At 69.7% G+C, this 26101-nt stretch carries 21 protein-coding genes; 9 read left to right on the top strand and 12 right to left on the bottom strand.

Going from position 1 to position 26101, the window contains the following annotated elements:
• Positions 1-55: 55 nt before the first annotated feature.
• Complete coding sequence (locus tag EJK15_RS18155; RefSeq protein WP_138711622.1) at positions 56-1087, bottom strand: LacI family DNA-binding transcriptional regulator; 1032 nt, start codon at positions 1085-1087, stop codon at positions 56-58.
• Entirely contained in the window at positions 1071-3494 is a 2424-nt protein-coding gene (locus EJK15_RS18150; RefSeq protein ID WP_206060933.1) for a beta-xylosidase/alpha-l-arabinosidase, read from the bottom strand. Before EJK15_RS18150 ends, EJK15_RS18155 begins: the two co-directional genes overlap by 17 nt.
• Before the next feature lie 360 nt (positions 3495-3854).
• Between EJK15_RS18150 and EJK15_RS18145 the strand changes: the two genes are divergently transcribed.
• Genes EJK15_RS18145 through EJK15_RS18135 form a run of 3 tightly spaced genes read left to right on the top strand, consistent with a single transcriptional unit; the run spans position 3855 to position 7028 of the window.
• A complete protein-coding gene (locus EJK15_RS18145) occupies positions 3855-5213 on the top strand; it encodes an extracellular solute-binding protein (protein WP_240777038.1) in 1359 nt (452 codons plus the stop codon).
• Positions 5210-6136 carry a carbohydrate ABC transporter permease gene (locus EJK15_RS18140; protein ID WP_171074386.1) on the top strand — a complete coding sequence of 309 codons (927 nt, stop codon included), beginning with the start codon at positions 5210-5212 and terminating at the stop codon, positions 6134-6136. The genes EJK15_RS18145 and EJK15_RS18140 overlap by 4 nt, the downstream gene beginning before the upstream one ends.
• 1 nt (position 6137) lies before the next feature.
• A complete protein-coding gene (locus EJK15_RS18135; protein ID WP_138711621.1) occupies positions 6138-7028 on the top strand; it encodes a carbohydrate ABC transporter permease in 891 nt (296 codons plus the stop codon).
• Between the two features lie 3 nt (positions 7029-7031).
• Here the strand turns inward: EJK15_RS18135 and EJK15_RS18130 are convergent, their stop codons facing one another.
• Positions 7032-7502: a hypothetical protein gene (locus EJK15_RS18130; RefSeq protein WP_138711620.1), complete on the bottom strand. Its 471-nt coding sequence runs from the start codon at positions 7500-7502 to the stop codon at positions 7032-7034.
• Between the two features lie 149 nt (positions 7503-7651).
• On the opposite strand from EJK15_RS18130, the gene EJK15_RS70675 reads away from it, so the two are divergent.
• Positions 7652-7969, top strand: a complete 318-nt coding sequence (locus tag EJK15_RS70675; protein WP_171074375.1) for a hypothetical protein — start codon at positions 7652-7654, stop codon at positions 7967-7969.
• Here EJK15_RS70675 and EJK15_RS18125 read toward each other — a convergent pair.
• On the bottom strand, positions 7927-9789 hold the full coding sequence (locus EJK15_RS18125; RefSeq protein WP_138711619.1) for an ABC transporter ATP-binding protein: 1863 nt from the start codon (positions 9787-9789) through the stop codon (positions 7927-7929). The genes EJK15_RS70675 and EJK15_RS18125 overlap by 43 nt on opposite strands.
• A gap of 325 nt (positions 9790-10114) precedes the next feature.
• Between EJK15_RS18125 and EJK15_RS18120 the strand changes: the two genes are divergently transcribed.
• Positions 10115-11323 (top strand): right-handed parallel beta-helix repeat-containing protein, encoded by a 1209-nt coding sequence (locus EJK15_RS18120; RefSeq protein WP_138711618.1) that lies wholly within the window; start codon positions 10115-10117, stop codon positions 11321-11323.
• A 112-nt stretch (positions 11324-11435) separates the two neighbouring features.
• Positions 11436-11957: a snapalysin family zinc-dependent metalloprotease gene (locus EJK15_RS18115; protein ID WP_138711617.1), complete on the top strand. Its 522-nt coding sequence runs from the start codon at positions 11436-11438 to the stop codon at positions 11955-11957.
• A 76-nt stretch (positions 11958-12033) separates the two neighbouring features.
• On the opposite strand, the gene EJK15_RS18110 is transcribed toward EJK15_RS18115, so the two are convergent.
• The gene (locus tag EJK15_RS18110) at positions 12034-13104 is read right to left on the bottom strand and encodes a PQQ-dependent sugar dehydrogenase (RefSeq protein ID WP_138711616.1); all 1071 of its coding nucleotides are present in this window, start codon (positions 13102-13104) and stop codon (positions 12034-12036) included.
• A gap of 173 nt (positions 13105-13277) precedes the next feature.
• Between EJK15_RS18110 and EJK15_RS18105 the strand changes: the two genes are divergently transcribed.
• On the top strand, positions 13278-14333 hold the full coding sequence (locus EJK15_RS18105) for a pectate lyase family protein (RefSeq protein WP_206060932.1): 1056 nt from the start codon (positions 13278-13280) through the stop codon (positions 14331-14333).
• Between the two features lie 54 nt (positions 14334-14387).
• Here the strand turns inward: EJK15_RS18105 and EJK15_RS18100 are convergent, their stop codons facing one another.
• Complete coding sequence (locus EJK15_RS18100; RefSeq protein WP_171074385.1) at positions 14388-14975, bottom strand: TetR/AcrR family transcriptional regulator; 588 nt, start codon at positions 14973-14975, stop codon at positions 14388-14390.
• A gap of 84 nt (positions 14976-15059) precedes the next feature.
• Between EJK15_RS18100 and EJK15_RS18095 the strand changes: the two genes are divergently transcribed.
• Both EJK15_RS18095 and EJK15_RS18090 read left to right on the top strand, forming a co-directional pair.
• Complete coding sequence (locus tag EJK15_RS18095) at positions 15060-16106, top strand: saccharopine dehydrogenase NADP-binding domain-containing protein (RefSeq protein ID WP_206060931.1); 1047 nt, start codon at positions 15060-15062, stop codon at positions 16104-16106.
• Positions 16103-16954, top strand: coding sequence for an NAD(P)H-binding protein (locus tag EJK15_RS18090; protein WP_171074384.1), 852 nt, complete (start codon positions 16103-16105; stop codon positions 16952-16954). Before EJK15_RS18095 ends, EJK15_RS18090 begins: the two co-directional genes overlap by 4 nt.
• 47 nt (positions 16955-17001) lie before the next feature.
• On the opposite strand, the gene EJK15_RS18085 is transcribed toward EJK15_RS18090, so the two are convergent.
• The 6 genes from EJK15_RS18085 to EJK15_RS18060 form a co-directional block, all read right to left on the bottom strand.
• The gene (locus EJK15_RS18085) at positions 17002-18711 is read right to left on the bottom strand and encodes an ABC transporter family substrate-binding protein (RefSeq protein WP_138711612.1); all 1710 of its coding nucleotides are present in this window, start codon (positions 18709-18711) and stop codon (positions 17002-17004) included.
• A complete protein-coding gene (locus EJK15_RS18080) occupies positions 18708-20777 on the bottom strand; it encodes an ABC transporter ATP-binding protein (protein WP_138711611.1) in 2070 nt (689 codons plus the stop codon). Before EJK15_RS18080 ends, EJK15_RS18085 begins: the two co-directional genes overlap by 4 nt.
• On the bottom strand, positions 20774-21613 hold the full coding sequence (locus EJK15_RS18075) for an ABC transporter permease (protein ID WP_138711610.1): 840 nt from the start codon (positions 21611-21613) through the stop codon (positions 20774-20776). Before EJK15_RS18075 ends, EJK15_RS18080 begins: the two co-directional genes overlap by 4 nt.
• A gap of 1 nt (position 21614) precedes the next feature.
• Positions 21615-22598 carry an ABC transporter permease gene (locus EJK15_RS18070; protein WP_138711609.1) on the bottom strand — a complete coding sequence of 328 codons (984 nt, stop codon included), beginning with the start codon at positions 22596-22598 and terminating at the stop codon, positions 21615-21617.
• A 480-nt stretch (positions 22599-23078) separates the two neighbouring features.
• Entirely contained in the window at positions 23079-23477 is a 399-nt protein-coding gene (locus EJK15_RS18065) for a peptidase inhibitor family I36 protein (RefSeq protein WP_240777037.1), read from the bottom strand.
• A gap of 104 nt (positions 23478-23581) precedes the next feature.
• Positions 23582-25993: a glycoside hydrolase family 95 protein gene (locus EJK15_RS18060; protein WP_206060930.1), complete on the bottom strand. Its 2412-nt coding sequence runs from the start codon at positions 25991-25993 to the stop codon at positions 23582-23584.
• Positions 25994-26101 lie beyond the last annotated feature (108 nt).

The following is a 26101-nucleotide window of genomic DNA, read 5'->3' as shown; positions in this document are numbered from 1 at the left end:
CCCCGCATGACGCCCCACCCCCGATCAAGGGGGTCCTACCCGGCGCGGCCGGGTCTCAGGCATGCTCCGCGCAGGTCACGTCCGCGGTGGAGCCGCGTACGACCAGCTCGGTGGCCAGCTCGACGTGGTGGGAGTCAATCTTCTCGCCGGCCGCCAGGCGGAGCGCCGTGCGCAGGGCGACGCCGCCCATCTCGCGCAGCGGCTGGCGGACGGTGGTCAGCGGCGGCGAGGCCATGCGGGCGATCTGGGTGTCGTCGAAGCCGACGATGCTGAGGTCCTCGGGGATGCGCAGGCCGCGCGCCCGGGCGGCCTCCATGACGCCGAGCGCCGTCTCGTCGCAGCCGACGAAGATCGCTGTCGGCGGCTCCGGCAGGGCGAGCACGGCGGCGCCGTGCTCCAGGCCGTCCTGGTAGCGGAAACGCCCGGAGCGGGTGTAGCCGGGCAGCACGGCCGCCCCTTCGGTCTCCATGGCGGCGCGGTAGCCGTGCAGCCGCGCCTGGTTGCAGGCCGCGGTGGCCGGGCCGCCGACGTAGGCGATGCGCCGGTGCCCGAGGGACAGCAGGTGCTGGGTCGCGGCCAGCCCGCCGGCGAAGTTGGTCGACCCGACGCTGGTCACGCGGGCGCGCGGCAGGTTGAGCGGGTCGATCACGACCAGCGGCAGGTGGGCGCGGGACAGCGCGGCCAGCTGCCCGGCGCTCAGCTCGCTGGTCACCGCGATCAGCGCCCGGCGACCGGCGGAGAGCAGGTCGCGGGCCCATCGGGCGGTGCGGTCGCCGTCCTTCATGACGCTGACGACGACCCCGACGCCGACCTCGCCCCCGGCCGTGACCACACCCTGGATGATCTCGGTGGAGTACGCGTTGATGTCCGAGTCGAACTGCACCTCGACCGTGTCGAGCCCGACGGCCTCGCCCCGGCGCGGCGACGGCGCGACGTACTCGTGCTGCCGCAGTAACGACTGCACCAGTGAGCGGGTCGCGGGCGCGACGTCGCTGCGGCCGTTGAGCACCTTGGAGACCGTCGCGACGGACACGCCGGCCGAGGCCGCGACGGTGGCCAGTGTGGCGCGTCTAGGACTGACCGGCATCGATTCCCTCCTGGTCCAGCACCTCAACAGGTGTGACGAGGCGCCGGTCGTGGCCGGCGGCGCGCTCGGGACCCGTCAGGCGCACGATGGCCTGGCACGGCAGGTCCGCCGCCGACGTGCCCGCGAGCACCTCGATGTCCCCGGGCTCCACGATGCGCCTCAGATCGCGTCCGGTGAAGGCCGTCCGGTCGGCGTGCACGCGGAAGCGCACGTCCCTGGCCTCGCCCGGCTCCAGCCGCACCCGTGCGAATCCGGTGAGCTGCTTGACCGGCCGGGTGACCTGGGCGAGGACGTCGTGCAGGTAGAGCTGGACGACCTCCTCACCGGCCCGGCCGCCGGTGTTGCGGACGCGGACGGTCGCGGTGAACTCGCCGTCCGTGGGCACCTCGGCGGCGTTGATCCGCAGGTCACCGACCTCGAAGGTGGTGTAGGAGGCGCCGTACCCGAAGGGGAACAGCGGCGTCGGGTCGAGGTTGCTGATGCCCTGGCTGTTGGCCCCCAGCGGCGGCTGCAGGTAGGTGCCGGGCTGGCCGCCGTGCCCGCGCGGGATCTGCACGGGCAGCTTGCCGGTGGGCTGGACGCGGCCGGACAGCACGCCGGCGATGGCCGCGCCGCCCTCCTCGCCGGGCATGAACGCCTGCACGAGCGCGGCGGCGGCGTCGTGCGCCGGGCCCAGCGCGTACGGGCGGCCGGAGACGACCACCACGACGACGGGCGTGCCCGTCGCGGCGAGCTCGGCCAGCAGCTCCTCCTGCACGCCGGGCAGCCGCAGGTCGTCGGCGTCGCAGCCCTCTCCCGAGGTCCCGTGCCCGAACAGCCCGGCGAGGTCCCCCACGGCGACCACGCACAGGTCGGCCGCGCGCGCCGCCTCGGCCGCGGCGGCGAACCCGGAGCGGTCGTCTCCCTGCACGTCGCAGCCCCGCTCGTGGACCAGCTCGGTGTCCGGCAGCTCGGCGCGCAGCGCGTCGAGCAGGCTGGGCGCCTCGACGCCGAGCCCGAGGCCGGGGTGGCGGGGCAGCACGTGGTTGGGGAAGGCGTAGCAGCCCATGAAGGTACGCGGATCGTCGGCACACGGCCCCACGACGGCGACCCGGCGCGGCGGCGTACGTCCCTCGCCGAGCAGCGGCAGCGCGCTGCCGGCGGCCAGCAGGATGACGGACCGCTCGGCCAGCTCGCGCGCCAGCGCCCGATTGCCCGGCGAGTCGAGGTCCACGGCGGCGGCCCCGGCCACCGACTTCTCGGGCGTCCAGTCCGGGTCGAGCAGCCCGAGCTGGACCTTCTGGGTGAGCAGGCGACGCGCCGCCCGGTCGATCAGCGACTCGGGCAGCTCCCCCCGGCGTACCCGCTCGACCAGGTGCCGGCCGAAGCCGAGGGTGTCGGGCAGTTCGACGTCGATGCCGGCCGCGAGCGCCAGCGCGCCGGCCTCGTCCGTGTCGGCGGCGACCTTGTGCATGGTCGCGAGGAACGGGACGGCCCAGTAGTCCGACACGACGGTGCCGGTGAAGCCCCAGTCGTCGCGCAGCACCTCGGTCAGCAGCCACGGGTCCGCCCCGGCCGGCACGCCGTCCACGTCTGAGTAGGAGTTCATCACCGACCGCGCCCCGCCCAGCGCGATCGCGGTCTCGAACGGCGGCAGGATCATGTCCATCAGCTCGCGCCGCCCCATCGGGACGGGGCCGTGGTTGCGGGCCGCCCGCGAGGCCGAGTATCCGGCGAAGTGCTTGAGCGTGGCGATGATCCCCGCGCTCTCCAGCCCGCGCACGTAGGCGGCGCCGAGCATCGAGACGAGGTACGGGTCCTCGCCCATCGTCTCCTCGACCCGTCCCCACCGGTAGTCGCGCACCACGTCCAGGACCGGCGACAGTCCCTGGTGGACGCCCACGGACCGCATGTCCCGCCCGATCGCGGCCGCCATCCGCTCCACCAGGCCGGGGTCGAAGGTCGCCCCCCACGCGATGGCCGCCGGATAGACGGTCGCCCCAAAGGCGGTGAACCCGGTGAGACACTCCTCGTGGACGATGGCCGGGATGCCGAGCCTGGACCGCTCGACGACCGCGCGCTGCAGTTTGATCACCTCGGCGGCGCCCTCCTGCGCCGTCACGGGAGCGCTGCCGTGCACGCGGGTGATGTGGCCGAGGCCGTGCCGGATCGCCTCCTCGAAGGGAACCGTCCCCGACGCCGCGAACACGTCCTGCATCGGCGCGACGTTCAGCGCCGCCGCGTCGTCCTCGACCACCTGCTCGTGCTGCATGTCGTTGCCGATCCACCGGCTGCCGAGCTGCCCGGCCTTCTCCTCCAGGGTCATCTCCGCAAGGAGGGCGTCGACCCGGTCGGCCACGGGGAGAGTGGGGTCCTGCCACGGGCGGAGGATCCCGTCCATCGCGGGCGTCCGGTCTACAGCCGTCATCTGCCGCTCTCCTTCAAGGCGATTAGCACCATGTTTTCGAAATGTTTCGACGCTATCGAGGGATCTGCCAGCGAGATCTCCCCGACACCAGATGACCAGGTGAACGCCGCGCCTGAGTACTCTACACACGCCCTGGTCAATGCGGGAGATTCCTTGATATGACGGTCTTGACAGGTACATAGCCGAAATCTAGATTGGCGTGCCACGCGGCATGTCGCAAATGTTTCGGCAAGCTCACTCGAAGGAGGAGTGGACGAGCGGGCCCCCGGCAGGTGCTCATCCACGGCCGCCCCGAACCGCAACCGATGATCAACGAGCCGCGCGGCCAACCCCCCCCGGCGTTCAAGTACGGAGATCAGCGTGGAGTCCAGGACAACCTCTCGCCGCACCTTCCTCAGCCTCTCCATGGGCCTCCCCCTGGGAGCCGCCCTGGCCGCCTGCGGCAGCTCCGGGCCGACCCAGACCGGCGCCGGTGGCGGCACCGGCAGCACCAGCGGCGGCGGCGCAGGCAAGGCCACCTACTGGTACCTCACCGGACAGCCGAACGAAGGCGTGCGCACCCGCGCGGTGGAGCGCTTCAACAAGGCCAACGCGGCCACCCAGCTCGCGACGACGACCTTCCAGAACGACGCCTTCAAGACCAAGATCAAGACGGCGATCGGCGCGGGCGAGGCCCCCACCGTCATCTGGGGCTGGGGCGGCGGCGGCCTGCGCAGCTACGTGCAGGCCGGCCAGGTCGACGATCTCACCTCGTGGTTCGACCAGAACACGGCCTACAAGGACCGGCTGTTCCCGTCCTCCTTCGGCGCGGCCACGGTCGACGGCAAGATCTACGCGGTGCCTGTCGAGGCCGTGACGCCGATCGTCCTCTACTACAACAAGAAGCTCTTCGAGAAGGTCGGCGCGCAGCCCCCGCAGGAGTGGGGCGACATCATGGACCTGGTCAAGAAGTTCAACGCCGCCGGCGTCGCGCCGTTCTCCCTCGGCGGGCAGTCACGCTGGACGAACATGATGTGGCTGGAGTTCCTCTTCGACCGCATCGGCGGCCCCGAGATCTTCCAGGCCGTCTACGACGGGGAGAAGGACGCCTGGAACAACCCGGCCGCCATCGACGCCCTGACCAAGGTGCAGGAGCTGATCAAGGCGAACGGCTTCATCAAGGGCTTCTCCTCGATCACCGCCGACTCCAACGCCGACCAGGCGCTGCTCTACACCGGCAAGGCCGCGATGCTGCTGCACGGCGGCTGGTCGTACGGGATCCAGAAGGAGGAGGGCGGCGACTTCGTCACCGGCGGCAGCCTCGGCTACATGAACTTCCCGCCGGTGGCAGGCGGCAAGGGCGACCCCAGCAACACCGTGGGGAACCCGGCCCAGTACATGTCGATCTCCTCCAAGGCGACGGCGGAGGCCAAGGAGATCGCCAAGAAGTTCTTCCTCACCGAGATGAACTCCGACGCGCAGTCCAAGGACTGGGTCGGCATCACCCAGGTGCCGATCGTCAAGGGCATCGACTCGACGTTCGGCTCCACCGCGGACGCGCCGTGGCAGAAGTTCGTCTACGACACCGCCAGCAACGCCAAGTCCTTCCAGCAGTCCTGGGACCAGGCGCTCAGCCCGACCGCGGCCGAGGTCCTGCTGGACAACATCGCCAAGCTGTTCCAGATGTCGGTCTCGCCGCAGCAGTTCGCCACGAACCTCAACGAGGTCATAGGCAAGTGACTGTCCCCCCGATCTCCGCCGGGGGGAACGCGTCTTCGGCCGCCGTGCCCGGCGGCCAGGGACGTGGCCTGGCCTGGCTGGCCGTGCCGGCGCTGCTCTTCTTCGTCGGCTTCGGTGTGATCCCGCTCATCGGGGTCTTCGCGCTCAGCTTCACCTCCTGGGACGGGCTCGGCGAGATCCGGCCGGCCGGCTTCGACAGCTGGCGCGCCGTGCTCACCGATCCAGGGCTGCCGCACGCGCTGTGGGTGACGTTCCTGGTCATAGCGCTGTCGTGGGTGGTGCAGACACCGGCGAGCATCCTGCTCGGCACGTTCCTGGCCGGCTCCCAGCGCTACCGCGCGGTGCTCTCGGTGTTCTACTTCATCCCGCTGCTGCTCAGCTCGGCCGCCATCGCGATCACCTACAAGGCGCTGCTCGACCCGAACTTCGGACTCGGCGCCGGACTGGGGATCCCGATCCTCGTGCAGGACTGGCTCGGCGAGCCGGTCCTCGCCTTCGGCGTCGTGATCTTCGTGGTTTCGTGGCAGTTCATCCCGTTCCACTCGCTGATCTACCAGGGTGGCGTGCGCCAGATCCCGCGCTCGATGTACGAGGCCGCCGAGATCGACGGCGCCGGCCGGGTCCGCATGTTCTTCAGCATCACCCTGCCCCAGCTCAAGTACACGATCATCACGTCCTCGACGCTGATGGTCGTGGGCTCGCTGGTCTTCTTCGACCTGATCTTCGTGCTCACCGCGGGCGGCCCCGGGGACGCCACCAGGGTGCTCGCGCTGGAGATGTACAAGAGGGGTTTCCAGGCCAATCTGATGGGCCCGGCGAGCGCGATCGCCGTCATCCTCGTCCTGGTGGGCCTGGCGCTGGCGCTGCTGCTGCGCCGGCTCGGCGGCCGGGACGCGACCCACAGCCAGCTGGAAGGGGCCTGACATGGCGACGACCCTCACGAAGGACTCCTCGCAGGCCGCGGCGGAGCACGCCGGTCCCGGCCCCAAAAAGGTGACCCGCCGCCCCAACTGGCTGGCCGGCTCGATCTCCTGGCTCTGGCTGGCGATCGTGATCGTGCCGATCTACTGGATCGTCATCACCAGCTTCAAAGCGCGGAGCGACTACTACACCGAGAACCCTCTCGTGCCGCCGTCCGCCCCCACGCTGGCCAACTACCAGCTGGTCATCGAGTCGGACTTCATCCGATATTTCATCAACAGTGTCGTCGTCACGGTCGGCGCGGTCGTGCCGGCCGTCGCGGTGTCGTTCATGGCGGCGTACGCGATCGTCCGCAGCGGCAGGGGGCGGTTCCTGCGCTACACGAACTCGCTGCTCCTCATGGGCCTGGCCATCCCGCACCAGGCCACGATCATCCCGATCTACCTGATCATCATCAAGCTCGGCCTCTACGACACGCTGCTGGCGCTGATCCTGCCGTCGATCGCGTTCGCGATCCCGCTGTCGGTGCTGGTCCTGTCGAACTTCATCCGGGACGTCCCCAAGGAGCTGTTCGAGTCGATGCGGCTGGACGGCGCCAGCGAGATCGGCACGCTCTGGCACCTGGCGCTGCCGTTGACCAGGCCGGCCGTGGTGACGGTGGTCGTCTACAACGCGCTGTCGATCTGGAACGGGTTCCTGCTGCCGCTGATCCTCACGCAGAGCCCGGAGCAGCGGACGCTGCCGCTCGCGCTGTGGTCCTTCCAGGGCCAGTACAGCGTCAACGTGCCGGCGGTGCTGGCCTCCGTCGTCCTCACCACGGTGCCCATCCTGGTCCTGTACGTCGTGGGCCGCCGCCAGCTCCTGGCCGGCCTGACCGCCGGGTTCGGCAAGTGACGGCTACTCGGAGGGCTCCGGACGCGGCCAGGTGATCGCGGCGAACACCACCGAGCACAGCAGGAACCCGGCGCAGACCGCCACGAACCCGGTCCAGAACGAGCTGAGCGAGGCGCCGACGTCGATCCCCAGCAGCAGGGCGGTGACGGCGCCCGCCGCCAACCCCCACGCCAGGGCGGGCACGTACCGGGGCGGCTTGTGCGCCAGGGCGCCGGTCAGCGGCAGCAGCAGCGGGAACAGCGCCACCGCCCAGCCCACCCGGGGCTCGCCGAACAGCGCGAGCCTGACCGCGGAGAGCACGGCCGAGACGGCGATCGCCACGAGCGTCCAGACGACCAGCTTGACGGGGTGGTAGCGAAGGTTGTGCTCCCCGGAGGCGTGGGCGTCCGGGCCGAAGGCCCAGTAGGAGAGGAGCTCACCGATCATGTCGCCGATATCCGGCTTGTCATCGTCGGGTCTCTTCTCTGGGTGCATCCGGATTCCTCCCTGCGGCGGCCGGCTCGACCGTAACAGAGGACGCGCGCCGCGCCACATGGCCGGCGACCGGTCATAGACCAAAGTCGTACGGGGTGGACCCGTTGGACGGATGCCGGGCCGGGCGTCCGCTTTCTAGCGTTTCCCACGTGACCGCAACGGAGCCGCTCGCTCTGCGCCCGCCCAGACACCGGATCGAGCGGCGGGCGATTCTGTGGTGGACGCTGAACGCGTTGATCTGGGGAGCCACCCTGGTCGGCGGCCTGGGCCTGCTCTACGTGAAGGCAGCCTCCGTCCGGCCGTGGCTCCTCGCGGCGCTGCCCGCCTGGCTGGGGGCACACGATCGCCGGCCCGTATCTCGTGACGCGGTCGGGGCTCTCGCGGCGCTCGACAGCGGCGCTGCAGGTCAGGGCAGTGACCGGGGCTATCTGTACGCGCTCGCCTGCAGCGTGTACAGGTCGGCGTAGAGGCCGTCGAGCGCCAGCAACGTCTCGTGGTCGCCCTGCTCGGCGACCTTGCCGTGGTCGAGGACGTAGATGCGGTCGGCGTAGCGGACGCTGGCCAGCCGGTGCGTGATCAGCAGGACCGTGCGGCCGTCGGAGTGGCTGCGGATGCGCTCGAACAGGGCGTGTTCGGCGCGGGCGTCGAGGGCGGCGGTGGGCTCGTCGCAGATGAGCAGGTCGGCCTCGCGGTGGAAGCCGCGGGCCACGGCGATGCGCTGCCACTGTCCGCCGGACAGCTCGTGGCCGTCCTTGAAGCGGCGGTCCAGCAGGGTGCGGTAGCCGTGCGGCAGGTCGGCGATGACCTCGTCGGCGCCCGCCACGGCGGCGGCCGAGTGGAGGGCGGGATCGCCCTTGTCGGTGCCCATGGTGATGTTGTAGCGGGCGGTGAGCGGCCAGCGGGTGTGGTCCTGGGCGATGACGGCCGTGCGCCGGCGCAGGTCTTCCGGGTTGATCTGTTTCAGGTCGGTGTCGTCCCAGTGGACGGCGCCGGTGTCGGGTTCGTAGAGGCCTGCGAGGATCTTGGCGAGGGTGGTCTTGCCGGAGCCGTTCTCGCCGACGAACGCGATCACCTCGCCCTGCTTGATCTCGATGGACACGTCGCGCAGCGCCGGCTCGTCGGCGCCCGGGTAGGTGAACGACAGGTTCTCGGCGGTGATGCGCTGGAAGCGCTCGGGAACGGCGGCCGGGCGGGGAGCGATCAGGCGGCGCTCGGCGTCGGCGCAGAACTCCAGGAAGTCGGTGAAGTAGAGGCCCTGCTCGTAGAGGCGGTTGGTGGCGTACATCAGGCTGCTCAGTGAGCCCTGCCCCGATCTGATCGCCAGGACGGCGGTGCCCGCCACGGCCAGCGGGATCGCGCCCAGCGCCAGCAGGACGCCGAGGGCCACGTAGACCAGGGCGGTGCCGAGGCCGCCGAGGGCCTGGCCGACGAGCCCGGCGAACGTCTGCCGCCTGGCCAGCTTGAGCAGGACGTCCTGCTCGGCCTTGGCCACCGCGTCGTACATGCGCAGCAGGAAGCCGCGCATCGTGAACGAGCGGACCTCGGCCGCGGGCTCGCGGTCGGCCAGCAGCTCGCCGATGATCCACTTGCGGCGGCGTGCCGGGATGAGGCCGTACATCGTCGAATAGCGCATGCGCGCGTTGCGGACCGCCGCCCAGGCGTCGGGGAGCACCGCCAGCAGGAGCAGCGGGAGCAGCACCGGGTGCAGGACGCCCAGCACGCCGGCCGCCGCGACGATGCCGACGGCGGCCGTGACCACGTCGACGGCCGCGGACACGACCCAGTCGGCCGTGACCACGCCGCGGCCCCTGGCGCGTTCCAGAGCGTCGTGGAACTCGGGGTCGTCGTAGGAGACGAGCTCCACCCGGCTGGTCAGGCCGTAGAGCCGCTCCTCGGTCAGGCGCGCGATCTGGGGGGTGAGCCGCGACTCGGCCCAGCCGGCGCCCGACTGCATGATCGTGCGCACCACCGCGGCCGCGCCGACCAGGGCCAGGCTGGGCAGCGCCGCCATCACCCGGTCGGGGGTCGGGCCGTCGCTGAACAGCGCGGTGAGCACGCCGGTGGTGGCCAGCAGCCCGAAGGCCGTGAACACCCCGCCGAGCAGGTTGAGCGAGATCGTGGCCATGGTGTCGCGCGGGCTGGCTCCCCAGGCCATGCGCATCGCCTGGCCTATGAGGGAGGGCAGTCGTCTGGCGATGGTCAGGAATCCGACCTCGGCCATCTTGTCGGTGTGGGCGTGCCAGTCAGAAAGGGCGATCTCGCCGAGTTCGAGGGGCTCATCGGGCATGCCGTGAGTGTGCCCGCAGGCACCGACGGTTTCTCCCGGGAGAAGCGGAAAGCAAGAGAGTTAGCTCGCCGCGGGAAGGCTCTCGATCCTGGACGCCGAGCGCCGCATGTAAGTTTCATGGATGTTTGACGGGCTGATTTGAACGTTGCAATACTCGCCCCGAAATCAGCCACCGTTTCCTGCATTTTTAACCGATTCGCCATCTTGTGCGTGCTTATTTCTGCAGGTAAATAGCTTTACTGCGAATGAATCGATTCATCACTTCGGATGGCGTTCGGGTCTGATGCAGAGCACCAGGTGGTCGACCCCACCACAGGAGCGACGTATGGGAACCAGCAAGGGAACGCCCATCGGCAGGCGCGGGATCGGCCTGGCGGCCGGACTGGCCGCGCTGGCCCTCACGACCACCGCGATGTCCGCACCGGCCGGCGCCTCGGCCCGCAGCGGTGCCCAGACGGCGACGGCCGCCACGAAGTCGGCACTGGCCTGCGGCGACGGCACCGCCAACGCGGAGGCGGTGCTCAGCGGCAGCACGTGGACCGCCCGCAACGGCAGCAGGACCGTCTACACCGGGACGAGCATGCTGTCGGCCATGCAGAGCGCGGTGAACAGCCTCACCGCCGGACGCACCTCAAAGCAGCGGGTCGTCGTACGGGGCTCGGGCTCGATCAGCGCCGGGTCACGGCTGTCCCTGCCGAGCTACACGGTGCTGGACGTCTGCGGCACCGTCAACGTGACCGGCTCCGGCTCGGGCGACCAGGCGGTCGTGTACGCCAGGGGCGTGACGGACGTCGAGGTCCAGCACCTGACCGTCACCGGTGCCCCGTTGTACGGCATCTTCGTGCGCAACGGCGTCAACATCACCCTTGGCCAGATCGACATGCGCCTGTCCCGCGGCCTGGGCATCCGCATCGACAACCACGGCGACCGCAGCGTACGCACCAGGAACGTCAGGATCGACAACGTCTACGTCTCCGGCACCAGCACCCACGGCGTGGAGACGTACGGCCTCGACGGCCTCACGATCGGCACCGTCACGGCCCGCAACACCGGCCACTCAGGACTGCTGCTGAACGACACCATCAACGCCACCGTGAACACGGTGGACGCGCAGGGCGCGGGCACCGGGACCGGCTACGCGGCCTTCCGCATGGCGAACAGGAACGGCCGGATCGGCAGCGGCTACCCGACGAACATCCGCGTCGGCCAGGTCATCGCCCGCGGCGGCGGGCGGGGCGTCTTCTGCGTGTCGGAGAGCGGCGGCGCGGTCATCGACCGAGTGGACATCGCGCAGACCGGCAACAACGCCATCCTGATCGAGAACTGCTACAACGTGAACATCGCCGCCCAGAGCGGCAGCGTCACCGGCCCCGGCGACATCCGCATCGCCGCCCGCTCGGAGTTCCCCAACACCTCCGACATCACCATCCAGAACCTCCGCGTGACCGACTCCGCCATCAGGGAGAGCCCGTGCGGGATCAACACCACGTTCAGAAACAACACCCTGGTCAACAGCAGCCAGAGCATCTGCTGAGGTAGGGCGATGAGAGGGGCCATATCACTGTGATAGGGGCAATCTGACACGTCCCCGTGGCGGGGGTCGCGCATACCGTGACAGCCGACCCCCACCGTCGGAGGACCCCCCCATGTCACGACCCCTTCGTCTCGTGCTGTCCCTCATCCTCGGCCTCGCCTTACTCCTGGTCACCGCCCCCGCCCAGGCCGCTTCCATGGTCACGGTGCTCAGGTACGACGCAAGCCGGGCCGCCGAGTTCACGACCGCCGTGAACCAGGCGGCCCAGATCTGGAACTCCAGTGTCGCCAACGTCCGGCTCGTCCAGGGAACACCCGCCCACTTCGTCGTGTACGCCGACAACGGCTGGCCGCGCGCCCTGCCCACCAGCCTGGGCCGCGGGACGATCTGGATGGGCAGGCAGGCCACGTCCCAGGGCTACGACCGGGTGCGCATCGCCACCCACGAGATCGGCCACATCCTGGGCCTGCCCGACCGGCGCACCGGCCGCTGCTCCGACCTGATGTCGGGGTCGAGCGCGGGCGTGAGCTGCACCAACCCGAACCCGAACGCGGCGGAGCGGGCCGAGGTGGACGGCAACTTCGCGGGCGGCGCGCCGCAGGTGGAGTTCGGACGGCTCCACGTGGACCGCTGAGGTGAGTTCACCGGCGGCGGCGACCGCGAGGCGCGCCGCCGCCGGTGGGCGAGAGCCGCAGGACGCGCCGGCTGCCTCAGGGCGTGCCGGTGGGCGGGATGCGGATGATGCGGTCGTCCTGGGCCACCGGCGTGCCGCGGCCGTCACGGTTGCTGGTCGCCACCCAGAGCCAGCCGTCCGGCCCCACCGCGACCGCGCGCAGCCGCCCGTAGGCGCCCTGCAACTCGGCGACCGGGGTCCCGGCCCCGCCGTTGCCGGTCAGGGGCACGGTCCACAGCCGCGTCCCGCGCAGGGCTGCGGCGAACAGGGTGTCGTTGGCGTACGCGAGCCCGCTCGGCGACGCCTGGGCCGTCGACCACGTGACGATCGGGTCGCGGAAGGACGGGTTGCCGCAGACGCCCTCGCAGGTGGGCCAGCCGTAGTTGCCGCCCGCGACGATCTGGTTGACCTCGTCCCTGGTGTTCTGGCCGAACTCGGTGGCGTACAGCCTGCCTTGGGAGTCCCAGGCCAGCCCCTGCACGTTGCGGTGGCCGTAGCTGTAGACCCGGGAACCGCTGAAGGGGTTGCCCGGCGGGACGCCGCCGTCGGGCGTCATGCGGAGGATCTTGCCCGCGGGGGTGTTCAGGTTCTGTGCGTTGGCGGTGTTGGCGGCGTCACCGGTCGCCACGTAGAGCAGGCCGTCGGGGCCGAAGGCGATGCGGCCGCCGTTGTGGTTGGAGGCCCGCGGGACGCCGGAGAAGAGGACGTTCTGGGTCTGTGGCGCGCTCAGCCGGAACCGCACCAGGCGGTTGTCGTTGCCGGTGCTGAAGTAGGCGTAGACCCACTCGTCCTGGGCGAACGCCGGGGACACGGCGATGCCGAGCAGCCCGCCCTCGCCGGAGGCGGCGACCCCGTTGACGGTGGCCACCTGGACAGGGGTCTGGCCCGGACGCACCTGAAGGATCCGGGCGGTGTTCCGCTCGGAGACCAGCGCGCTGCCGTCCGGCAGGAACGCCAGGCCCCACGGCACCTGGAGGCCGGTGGTGGACACCTGCGCCCGGGAGTAGTCGAAGCCACCGATCGCCTGGGCGGCGGTGGGGCCCGTGACCACGAGCCCCACGGCGGCTAAGAGGATCATGATCAGGGACGGTGTGGTTCGCACGCGCATGGCGGGCTCCTTGACCGAACTGTCGAGATCATTGTCAGCTCCACACTCTATCCCGGGATGAAACTTTCACCGCCGCTTTACCGCTTGTGAGGTCGCGCCGATAATAAGCAATGGAAAGCGCTTTCCGACCATTCTTCCGGAGGCACCGGCAAGCGGAGAACACCATGCCCTTTTTGTCATTACGCACCCCGCGGTGGACGGCCGTCCTCGTCGCGGTGGCCGCACTCGCCATTCCCTCGATCGGGGGCGGCCCAGCATTCGGGGCCGCCGTGACCACAGCGGCGGTGGCGGCCGACGGCCCGACCGGGTTCGCGGCCGTCAACGCCCTCGGCCAGAACGGCACCACCGGAGGCGCCGGCGGGCGTACGGTCACCGCGACCGGCGCCGATCAGTTCCTGGAGTACATCGACAGCCTCGAACCCCTGGTCATCCAGGTGGCGGGGACGATTTCGATCACCAGCAAGCAAGGGGTGCGGCCCAACAAGACCATCGTCGGCGTGGGCACGTCGGGGCATATCACCGGTGGCGGCCTGGACTTCTACCGGTCGTACAACGTGATCGTGCGCAACCTCCGCTTCACCGACGCCGAGGACGACGCCGTCAACATCGGCCAGAACTCCCACCACATCTGGATCGACCACAACACGTTCTCCGGCGCGGTGGACGGCTCGGTGGACATCGTGCGGGGCGCCGACTACGTCACCGTCTCGTGGAACCACTTCGACCACTCCGACAAGTCCATGCTGATCAGCCACTCCGACGGCGCCGCCGGCACGGACGTCGGCCACCTCAAGGTGACGATCCACCACAACTTCTTCGACCACAGCCGCCAGCGCCACCCGCGCATCAGGTTCGCCGAGCCGGTGCACATCTACAACAACTACTTCCTGGGCAACGACCTGTACGGCGTGGCCTCCACGGAGAACGCCGGCGCCGTCGTCGAGGGCAACCACTTCGAGAACGTGCCGCACCCGCTCTACTCGGCCAGCGGATACGCCGACAGCGGCCCGGGCCGGGCCGTGCAGCGCAACAACATCTTCGTGAACTCCGGCGCGCCGGAGACCGCCGGCTCCGTCGTCGAGCCGAGCACCTACTACAGCTACACGGTCGATCCGCCGCAGGGCGTCCCGTCGGCGGTCCGCGCGGGCGCGGGCGTCGGCAAGATCACCCCGACGACGACGGCCTCGGCCATGGAGGCGGCACCCGCCCGGTTCCCGGCCAGCCCCTGATCACGAGCGGAGCACCTCCAGCAGGTGGCCCCTCGGTTCGCGGCCGGCCCGTGATCACGAGCGGAGCACCTCCAGCAGGCGGTCGGCCTCGGCGGCCAGGCGTGGCAGGTCGGCCGCCGGGTCCGGGGAGCGGGCCAGCAGCATGCCGCCCTCGCACAGCGCGCCGAAGACGAGCTGCGCGCGGGCGGGCACGGCCGCCTCCTCCTCGTCCCCCTCGGCGGCCAGCCGGAAGCCGGCGAGCAGCATGCACAGCAGGTGGCCTTGCTCGACCGCGCGGACCGTCTCCCAGCCCAGCACCGCGGGCGCGTCCAGCAGCACGATCTGCCGGAACCCGGGGTCGAGGCAGTGCTCGAGGAACGTGCGGGCGCCGCGGCGCAGCGCCGCCCACGGGTCGGCCTCCTCGGCGGCGACGCGCTCCAGCTCGGCGGTGACCTTCGCCAGCTCGCCGTCGAACGCGGCCCGGAACAGCGGCGCCTTGCCGCCGAAGTGGTGGTAGGCGGCCCCCTTGGTCACTCCCGCCGCCGCGGCGACCGCGTCGATCGAGGTGGCCGCGTAGCCGTTGCCGCCGAACAGCTCCCGCGCGGCACGTACCAGCGCCGTCGTCGTCTCGTCCGAGCGCTCTACCTGGGTACGGCGGATCATCGTGCTCCCCATTGACTTGCATACTCGCGGTACGTAACTTCAAAGCTAGTTACGTACCGACAGTATGAATCATGGAGGTGAGCCGTGTCCTCACGGCACATCGTCGTTTATGGCGCCACCGGCCACACCGGGCGCCTGGTGTCGGCCGAGCTCCGCGCCCGCGGCCTGGACGTGATCCTGGCCGGACGGGACGGCGTGGCGCTCAAAGCCCTGGCCAACGAGCTCGGCGGGGGCGAGCCAGGGGTACGCGTCCACCAGGCCGCGCTGGACGACCCCGCCGCGTTACGTGCCCTCGCCGAGCAGGCGAGCGTGCTGATCCACTGCGCTGGCCCCTTCACGCACACGGGCGGGCCCGTGGCCAGGGCCGCCGTCGAGGGCGGCTGCCACTACGTCGACCACGCGCTCGAGCAGCACCACACCAAGTGGCTGTTCGACACCATGCAGGAGCCCGCCAGGCAGGCGGGCGTCACCATGGTCACGGCGATGAGCTTCTACGGCGGGATGGGCGATCTGCTGGCCGGCGCCGTGGCCGCGGGCCTGACCGGGATCGAGCGGGTGACCACCGCCTACGCCGTGACCGGCTGGCGGCTGACGACGGGGGCCAAGGCGACGGCGGAGCTGCTGTTCGCCGACACCCAGCGGATCACCTACGAGGACGGTGCCCAGCACGTCGGCTACGTGGAGCCGCGCAACGCCGTCTTCCCGTTCCCGCCGCCGCTCGGCCCCCGCACGATGATCGCTCCCATCCCGTCGTCGGAGGTCGTCACCGTGCCCAGGCACGTATCGGCGCGCCGGGTGGAGGCGCAGCTCACCGCGCACACCTTCGAGGAGGAGCAGGCGTTCACCAGCGAGCACGTCGACGCCGCGACCAGGGCGGGCTCTGACTTCACCGTCGCCGCACAGGTGATCACCAAGGACGGCGGCAGCGCCGGGCAGGTGAGCGGGCACGACCTGTGGCGCCTGAGCGCCCTGGCGTCGGTGGAGGCCGCGGTCCGGCTGGCCGGCGGGCAGGGCCCGGAAGACCCCGGCGTCTACGGACCCGCAGAGGCGTTCCCCGCCGCGCCGTTCCTGCGGGATCTGGAGCGGCTCGGCCTCTTCACACTCACTCTCCCAGGAAGGGCAGAATCGTGATCCTTGTCACGGGGGCGGCCGGCGGGCCGCAGGGAGCGACCGGGCGGCAGGTGGTGGACCTGCTGCTGGAGCGGGGCGAGCGGGTGCGCGCCTTCGTGCGCTCCGACGACCACCGGGCCGAGGAGCTGCGCAAGATCGGCGCCGAGGTGGTGGTCGGCGACCTGCGCGAGATCACCACGGTGCGCCCCGCCATGCGCGGTGTCCGGAGGGCGTACTTCACCTACCCGGTGACAGCCGGGCTGCTCGACGCCACCGCGGCGTTCGCGGCGGCGGCCAGGGAGGAGGGGGTGGAGCGGGTCGTCGAGGTGTCGCAGCTGGACGCCTCCCCCATGGCCGGCACCCCGCGCATGCGCCGCCACTGGCTGTCGGAGCAGGTCTTCGACTGGGCCGGCGTGGGCGCGGTACACCTGCGCGCCGGGGTGTTCTTCGAGAACCTGGCCGTGGTGGCGGCCGCGTCCGGCAACCGCGAGCTGGCGCTCCCGCTCGGGGGAAAGGACACGCTGATCCCGCTCGTGGCCGCCGCCGACGTGGCCAGAGTCGGGGCCGGGCTGCTGCTCGACTCCGGCCCCGCCGACCCGGTGTGTCTGGTGAACGGCCAGATGGCGACCATCGGCGAGGTGGCCGAGGCGTTCGGCATCCCGTACGTGGACGTGCCGCCCGAGGAGTGGGAGGCACGCGCGATGGACATCTACCAGGACCCGTACGCGGTCGAGCACCTCACGCACCTGTGGGGGATCTTCCGCTTCATCGGGTCGGGCCACCACCCGCTCTACGGGGTCACCGAGAGCATCAAGGACATCGGCGGCCGCCCGCCGGTGACGCTGCGGGAGTTCGCGGCCGGCAGATAAGGGAGAACCCCGGCCGGAGACCGGCCGGGGTTCGTCATGCGCGGAGATCAGCCGGTGAAACCGATGATCGAGTAATCGAAGGACTTGTAGCCCCTGGAGCCCCAGTTGGCGAGCGTCTTCTTGGTCGCCTGGATGTCGGGACGCTGGTACAGCGGGATCGTGTGCACCATGTCCCAGATCAGCTTGTCCGCGGCGTTGGCCTTCTCGATGGCCTTGGCCGGGTCCATCTCGCTCACCGCGGCCTCGATGGCCGCGTCGACGGCCGGGTCGCTGGCCTTCGGGAAGTTGCTCTCGGAGCCGGTCTTGTAGATCTGCGCCAGGCTGCCGATCGGCAGCGGCGTGCCGATCCAGGAGAACGGCACCAGGTCGAAGTCGCCCTTGATGATGTAGTCGTTGAAGAACTTGTCAAGAGGGACGGGGCGGATCGTGACCTTGATCCCGGCCTCCTTGAGCATGGCCTGGGTGAGCTCGCCCTCCGTCTGCGACACCGGCGTGCCGGTGGGGATGACGAAGCTCAGGGCGAACTCCTTGCCGTCCTTCTTGCGGTATTCGCCCTCCTGCTTCCAGCCGGCCGCGTCCAGGAGCTGCTTGGCCTTCTCCAGGTTGTACTTGCCGAGGTCGCCGGAGTTGTCGACGTAGCCCTTGTGGTTGTTCATGAAGACGTGGTTGCCGAGCGTCTGGATCGGCCAGTCCATGTCCTTCAGGTCGGACTGCGTGATCACGTCACGGTTGATCGCGTACAGAACGGCCTGCCGGACCGACTTGTCCTTCAGGAGCTCGCTCTGGTTGTTGACCGTGAAGTGCCGCCAGTTCGGGCTGAGCGCCTTGCGGATGTCCACGTCGGGGACTTCCTTGGCCCGCTTCAGCTCGGCCGGAGCGCCCGAGGGGATCTCCACGGCGTCGATCTCGCCGTTGGCGAAGGCGTTCACCTGCGCGGCGGGCGACTCGATCGCACGGAAGATGACCTTGTCGAGCTTGGCCTTCTTGCCCCACCACTTGTCGTCACGCACGAGCGTGAGCGTCTTGGTGCCCTCGTCGAGCTTCTCGACCTTGAAGGGCCCGGCGGTGGCCGGGATCTTCTGCAGGTAGTCCTTGTCGTAAGCCTCGGGCGTCTCCATGTGCTTGGCGGGCATGAGGTGCGGGGACCGGGAGAACTGGCCCATCCACTCCGGGTACGGCTTGGAGTACGTGATGACGGCAACCTTGTCCGTGTCGCCCTTGGTGACCGACTCGATCCGGTCCCAGCCATCCGTGGAGGCCGGCTTGAACTTCTTGTTCTCGCCCCTGTTGGCCTTCCACGCGGCCTCGAGGTCCTTCCACGTCATCGGCGTGCCATCCGACCACGTGGCCTTGTCGTTGAGCGTGTAGGTGACGACATGCTTGCCCGACGACAAGTCGTTCTTCACGTCAGTCAGGTAATCCGGGTTCGCAGTGAAGTTGGCCCCTTCGTCGGCGACCATCAGCTGCGGCATGATCACGTCGAGCATGTCCGCGGTGTCGGCCTGGTTGCCGTCGACGTGGTTGCCGTTCCACTGGCTCGGCCACTGGCCGACCGCGAGGGTCAGCGTGCCGCCGTCCTTCACCTGGTCATAGGCGACCGGGTTGATGTTGATGGCCGGGGTCTCCGCCATCTGCTGCTGCGCCTGCTGGGACTTCTCGGCGCTCGGCTTCTTGGCCTCGCTGCCGCCCCCGCCGCAGGCCGCGACGGCCATGGCCAGGACCGCGAGTCCCGCGGCTGCCCGGTAACGAACCTTCACTTTTCCTCCTGATCGTCCGAGGCCGTGATGACCTCGATCTCCTCCGCGTAGTGGCAGGCGGCGCCGTGGTCAACGGCGTTCGCGAGCCGAGCAACCGGGGGCTCTTCGTCCACACACCGCCGCCGCTCCGCCTCGCTGAGCAGGGCGAATTTGGGGCAGCGGGTGCGGAACCGGCATCCCGATGGCGGGTCGGCCGGACTGGGCAGGTCGCCTTCGAGCAGGATCCGCTTCCGGGTTCGCTCCATCTCCGGGTCCGGCAGCGGGATCGCCGACAACAACGCCTGCGTGTAGGGATGGGCTGGACGGTCGTAGACGTTCTCGACCGTGCCGATCTCGGCGATCCTGCCGAGGTACATCACGGCCACCCGGTCGGCCAGGTGCCTGACCACGCCCAGGTCGTGGGCCACGAACAGGTACGACAGCCCCAGCCTGTTCTTCAGCTCCTCCAGCAGGTTGATCACGCCCGCCTGGATGGAGACGTCGAGTGCGGACACCGGCTCGTCCAGGACGAGCAGCTTCGGCTCGAGCGCGAGCGCGCGGGCGATGCCGATGCGCTGGCGCTGGCCGCCGGAGAACTGCCGCGGGTAGCGCTCGGCGTGCTCGGGCGCCAGCCCGACCAGCTCGAGCAGCTCGGCGACCCTGGCCCGCACGTCCTTCCTGCCGTGCGCGCGCAGCGGCTCGGCGATGATGTCGCCGACCGGCATGCGCGGGTCGAGTGCGGCCATCGGATCCTGGAAGACGATCTGCAGGTCGCGCCGGAGCTCCGTGCGCGCCCCCTTGTCGAGCTTGGCGCTGTCCTTGCCGAGCACGACGACCCGCCCGCCCTGCGGCGGCGTGAGCTGCATGATCTGCTGCAGCGTGGTGGTCTTGCCACAACCGGACTCGCCGACCAGGGCCAGCGTCTCGCCCTGCGCGACGTCGAGGCTGATGCCGTCGACCGCGTACACCGTGCCGACGCGGCGCTTGAACACCGCGCCCTTCATCAGCGGGTAGTGCCTGATCATGCCGTCGAGCTCCAGCACCGTGGGGCGCTCGGCGCGCGGCACGCGGACGACGTCGCTCGGCGGGATGACCGGGATGGGGAACACGTCGGCCCCGGTCAGGCCCTTGTGCTCGATCTCGTGCGAGCGGATGCAGGCGACGTGCCGCCCGCCGGCGAACGGCGTCAGCGGCGGCTCCTCGTCGTCGCACATGTCCACCTTCATCGGGCAGCGCGGCGCGAACGGGCAGCCGGGCGGCAGCGCCGACGGCGAGGGCGGGTTGCCCTCGATGGGCACCAGCGGCCCCTCCTCGCCGTCGACCCTGGGGATCGAGGCGAGCAGCCCCATCGTGTACGGCATCCGCGGCCGGTAGTAGATGTCGTCCACCGGCCCCTGCTCGACTGGCCGGCCCGCGTACATGACGACCACCCGGTCGGCCATGCCGGCGATGACGCCCAGGTCATGGGTGATCATCACGATCCCGGCGCCCGTCTCCCGCTGTGCGGTCTTGAGCACCTCCAGCACCTGCGCCTGGATGGTCACGTCGAGCGCGGTCGTCGGCTCGTCGCAGATCAGCAGGTCGGGGTCGTTGGCGATGGCCATGGCGATCATTGCGCGCTGGCGCATGCCGCCGGAGAACTCGTGCGGGAACGCCTTGGCCCGAAGGTGCGGGTTCGGGATGCCGACCAGGTCGAGCAGCTCCACGGCCCGCTTGGCGGCCTTGTCCTTGGCCATCTTCTGGTGGACGCGCACGGCCTCGGCGACCTGGTCGCCGATGGTGTAGACGGGCGTGAAGGCCGACAGCGGATCCTGGAAGATCATGCTGATCGCCTTGCCGCGTACCTTGATCAGCTCGTCCTCGTCCATGCCGATCAGCTCGCGGCCGTGCAGCCTGGCCGAGCCGCTGATCACGGCGTCCGTGGGCAGCAGACCCATGATGGCCAGCGAGGTCACGGACTTGCCGGAGCCGGACTCGCCGACGATGCCGAGCACCTCGCCGCGCTCGACCTCGTAGCTGACGCCGCGTACGGCCTGGATGCCGCCGGGGAAGGTGACGGTGAGGTCGCTGACCTCCAAGATGCTCACGAGTTGCTCCCCGGGTCGAGTGCGTCACGCAGGCCGTCGCCGATCAGGTTCACGGCGAGCACCAGGGCCACCAGCAGGCCGGCCGGGAAGACGAACAGCCATGGGTAGCCCGTGGCGTTGCGCGAGCCCTCCGCGATCAGCGTGCCGAGCGAGACGTCGGGCGGCTGGATGCCGAAGCCGAAGAAGGACAGCGCCGCCTCGCCGATGATCGCGCCACTGACGTTGAGCGTGGCATCGATGATCAGCAGGGAGGACAGGTTGGGGACGATGTGCCGGAAGATGATCTTCCAGCGCGGGATGCCCATGTAGACGGCGGCCTGGACGTACTCCCGCTCGCGGAGCGAGAGCGTCATGCTGCGGACCACTCTGGAGGTGATCATCCAGGTGAAGGCGGCGAGCAGCGCCACGAACCAGAGCCAGGACCCGTCTCTCAGCCTCGGCGAGACGATCGCGATGATGAGGAAACTGGGGAGGACCAGCAACAGGTCCACGCCCCACATGAGGACCCTGTCCACCCAGCCGCCGAAATATCCGGCGAACGCGCCCACGATCGCGGCGAGGCCGGTCGCGATGACCGCCACCAGCAGGCCGATGATGATCGACTTTTGCATGCCGCGGAGCGTGACCGCGAACATGTCCTGGCCGATCGAGGTGGTGCCCCACCAGTGGTCGGCGTCGGGGGGCGACAGGAAGGCCAGGAAGTCCTTGTCGGTCCAGTCGTACGCGGCGAAGTAGGGGCCGACGTACGCCAGGGCCACCAGCAGGACCAGGGCGATGGTGCCGTAGCGGGCCTGCTTGTTGCGGAACAGGCGCCTGAGGACAAGTTTCGAACGCATGTCAGCCCACCCGCACCCGAGGATCGAGGGCCGCCACCAACAGGTCCGACAGGAATCCCGCGGCCAGGACGCAGATGGCGGCGAAGAAGGTCACCGCGGCGACGGAGTTGACGTCGTTCTGGTTGATCGCGTCGATCAACCAGGCACCCATGCCGTGCCAGGCGAAGATCTTCTCGGTGAAGATGGCGCCGGTGAACATCGTCCCGAGGGCGAAGGCGAAATACGTGGCGGACGGGATCAGCGCGGTGCGCAGCGCGTGCTTGATGAGCGCGGTCCTGCGGCGCAGGCCCTTGGCCATCGCCGTTCGGACGAAGTCCTGGCCGAGCACGTCGAGCATCATGTTGCGCTGGATGCGGCTGTAGAAGGCGGCTCCCGACACGCCGACGCTGAGCGTGATGGTGGGCAGGATCAGGTGGTTCAGCCGGTTGAGGAACTGGTCCCAGCCCGCCAGTTTGGGGTTGTACTCGCCGGTGTACTCGATCAGCGTGAACCCCAGCCCGCGGTTGAGGTTGTAGGTGGCGATGGCGAGCAGCGTGGCCAGCACGAATACCGGGATCGCCATGAGCACGAACGCGCCGACCCCGATCACTCTGTCGCTGACCTTGTACTGTCTGACGGCCGACCAGGCGCCCAGCGCCACTCCCATGACGAAGCCCACCAGCGTGCCGATGAGCAGCAGCCGGGTGCTGACCATGATCCGCCGGCCCATCTCGCTGTTGACCGAGCCGCCGTTCCAGGTCTTGCCGAAGTCCCCGGTGACGACGCCCGAGGCCCAGGTCGCGTACCGCTGAAGGACGGGGGTCTTGTCGTTCAGGTTGTAGGCGTCGAGCGTGGCGTCGATGACGGCCTCGGGGATCGGAGGTTGGCGACCCTGGTACGCGCCGCGCGGGCTCATCGTGGTGGCGGCGAGCATGTACGCGAGACTGGCCGCGATCGCAACCAAGATCACATTTACTGCCAACCTGCGAAGCAGGTACTTGCCCATTACTCTCCGTTCGCGCCGATCACGGACGGCACCCTCAGGTTCGAGAGGCGCCCGCAGACGCCGTCTCACATCGCGAAATCCGATTGATGTTTGAGACGGCGATCAACGCGCAGAATATCTGCAAATATGTAACAGTCAGAAACGACTCAACATAACAGTCAGGTCACTCAGAATAGCTCGGAGCGAGTCGTTCCGGACCTCTGGATTACGCCTTCTACCTGCGGATACAGGGCTCGTTTAGGTGCTTAAAACACCGCAGCAGCAAGGGCTTATGTCACAGAATCCGGACAATAATTGCCGATTGAGCAAAGTGATCCACATCATAGACGCGGATCGCGCCAATGCGCGGGCCGCGACGGGCCAGAACAGCGTCATCCACCGCACCGCAGGAAGACCAGCCGATCGAGATCCGGCGTAGCTGCCGAGGGGGCAGGCCGCGGACGGCGGTCTGCCCCCTTCCTGGAAGCGCTCAGGTCTTGATCAGCCGTGGGAGTCGGCCGGCGAACTCTTGAAGGTGGAGAAACAGGACGGGCCGTTCGGACCACCGATGCGGACCGAGTCGAAGAAGTCGCGGAACGCGCTGTAGAAGTTGCCCTTGTCGCGGGGGCTGGTGACCGCCGTGCAACCGCCGTAGCCGGCTTCCGAGTAGAGGTGGATGTAGGAGTCCGTACGGTTCCAGTCGGACTTGGCGCGGTCGGCCATGCCCAGGACGGCGAGGTCCGGGGTGTCGTTCTGGATCTCGATGATGTCCCCCGTGCCGTCGAGACCGGAGAACATGCAGTAGTAGCCGTCATGGCAGCGCTCATAGCCGTCGGCGGCCTGGGCGGGAGCGCTCATCAGGGTGGCCAGCGCGGCGGCCGCGACAGGTAACGCCAGCATGTGAAGCTTCTTGCCCACCATTCCTCCTTTGATGAAACTTTCTTTCGATCGAACATACATGGCGCGATCTTGCCGGGAAAGAGGGGCGGGCGGGCGTCGCCGTGTCAGGCAGATGGCGTGACGTCGTAGGTCGTGCCGCGGCGGGTGTCGAAGACCAGGACGCCCGGCTCCGGGCGTTCGGCCTTGATCGGACGGCCGTGCTCGGTGACCGTGACCGGTTTCGCGGTGCGGAGCGTGAGCCTGCGGCCCAGGTCCGAGCGGATCCGTCCGCGTACCAGGGCCCCTCCGGACCACTCCACGTCCACCTCGAAGCCGCCCCGGGCCCGCAGCCCGCGGAACGACCCGGCAGGCCAGGCGGCGGGCAGGGCGGGCAGCAGGTGGACCTGGTCGGCGTGGCTCTGCAGCAGCATCTCCGTGATCCCCGACGTGCCGCCGAAGTTGCCGTCGATCTGGAACGGCGGGTGCAGGTCGAACATGTTGGGCGCCGTCCGCGCCGGCACCAGCAGGTTCCCCAGCCGCTTGTAGGCCGCGGCGGCGTCCAGCAGCCTGGCCCAGAAGTTGATCTTCCAGGCCAGCGACCATCCGGCCCCCGCCTCGCCGCGGAGCTCCAGCGTCCGGCGGGCCGCGGTCGCCAGCTCCGGCGACAGGCGCGGGTCGATCTGGTGGCCCGGGAACAGGCCCCACAGGTGCGAGATGTGACGGCTGCGGGACAGCGCCGCGTCGCCCCGGTAGTCCTCCTGCCACTCCTGAATCTGCCCCAGGTGCCCCACCTGGTTGGGCACGAGCCGGGAACGGGCCTCACGGGCCTTCTCCCGCAGCTCCTCCTCCTGCCCGAGCACCTGCGACGCGTCCGCGAACGCCCCGAACAGGTCCCGCAGGATCTGCATGTCCATGGTGGGCCCGGCGCAGATGCTGACGTTCTCGCCCCCGTCCTCGTGGTGGCCGACCTCGGGAGAGTGCGACGGGTTGGTGACCAGGTAACCGGTCCTGGGGTCGGTCTGCAGCGTTTCCAGGAAGAACCGCACCGAGCCCTTGATCAGCGGGAAGTGCTCGCGCAGCCGCCGCTCGTCGCCCGTGTACAGGTAGTGCTCCCACAGCGTCAGGCACAGCCACGCCCCGCCGGTGGGCCAGACGCCGTAGAAGGCGAAGTCCACGGGAGCCGTCCCGCGCCAGCCGTCGGTGTTGTGGTGCGCCACCCACCCGCCCGCGCCGTACTGCGTCCTCGCGGTCCTGGCCCCCGTCTCCGACAGGTCCTTGATCAGGTCGAACAGCGGGTCCATGCACTCGATGATGTTGGCGGGACCGGCCGGCCAGTAGTTCATCTCGCAGTTGATGTTGATGGTGTACTTCGACTCCCACGCGGGCGTGAGCGAGTCGTTCCAGACGCCCTGCAGGTTGGCGGCGTGGCCGGGCGAGCGGGAGCAGGAGATCAGCAGGTAGCGGCCGTACTGGAAGTACAGGGCGGCCAGCTGCGGGTCGGTGTCGAGCTGCCGGCGCGCGATGCGCTCGCCGGTCGGCAGCGAGGCCGCCTCCGAGGTGCCCAGGTCGATCTCGACGCGGCCGAAGAGCCGCTGGTAGTCCCGTACGTGCCTGTTCCGCAGCACCTCGTACGGCTGCCCGCTCGCCCGTACGAGATGCCGCTCGGCCACCTCGGCAGGGTCGCCGCCGACGTCCTTGTAGCTGCGATAGCTGGAGCCCATGGAGATCAGCAGGGTGACCTCGTCTGCGCCCTCGACGACCAGCGTGCCGCCGTCGGTGCGGACCGTGCCGCCCTTGGCTTCGGCCCTGGCCAGGGCGCGGAAGCGGACCTCGCCCTTCAGCCCCTGGGTGTCGCCGCTGGTCCCGTCGAGGGCGATCGTGGCCCGGCCGGCCCCCTCGACGGTCGAGGTCTGCGGGCTGGAGAAGGCCGCCTGGAACGTCACCGCGCCCGGCTTGTCGGCCGCGTGCCGGACGACGATGACCTGGTCGGGGTTGCTGGCGAAGACCTCGCGGGTGTGGCGGACGCCGTCGCGGACGTACGTCACGGTGCTGACCGCCCGCGTCAGGTCCAGCTCGCGGCGGTACTCCGTGAACTCCGCCGAGCCGGGGAACGTCAGCGTGAGGTCGCCGAGCACCTGGTACGGCGCCTGCTCACTGGGCCGGCCGAGGAACTTCTCGTCGGCCAGGTTCTGCGCCGCCTGCCATTTGTCCTCCCAGACCAGCCGCCTGATCTCGGGAAGCGCGGCCAGCGCCTCGGGGCTGTCGTAGTCGTGCGGACCGCCGGCCCAGATGCTGTCCTCGTTGAGCTGCAGCCGCTCGCTGCCCACGCCGCCGAAGACCATGGCGCCGAGCCGCCCGCAGCCCACCGGCAGCGCCTCCAGCCAGGCCGCGGCCGGGCGGGTGTACCAGAGTCTGAGCGGGTTGCCGCGCGTGCCGGCCCGTGCGGGGACGCCGGTGGTGAGCCCAGTAGTGAGCAGGGCGGCGGCGCCTAATCCGGTCGCCAGCACGCCGCGTCGTGTGTAGCCGTCGTTGATCACCGTTACTCCTCTTCCGGAACGCATGCCGCCACGAGGGCGGGAGGTCACGAGAGCGATGGGGACGATCGCGCCGTCAGGAGGCGCCTGGATGCGCTCGCCAAGGGGTCC

Origin of the sequence: Nonomuraea basaltis, assembly GCF_005893125.1 — a bacterium.
Lineage (GTDB): Bacteria > Actinomycetota > Actinomycetes > Streptosporangiales > Streptosporangiaceae > Nonomuraea > Nonomuraea basaltis.
This window is presented reverse-complemented; position numbering and strand designations above follow the sequence as displayed.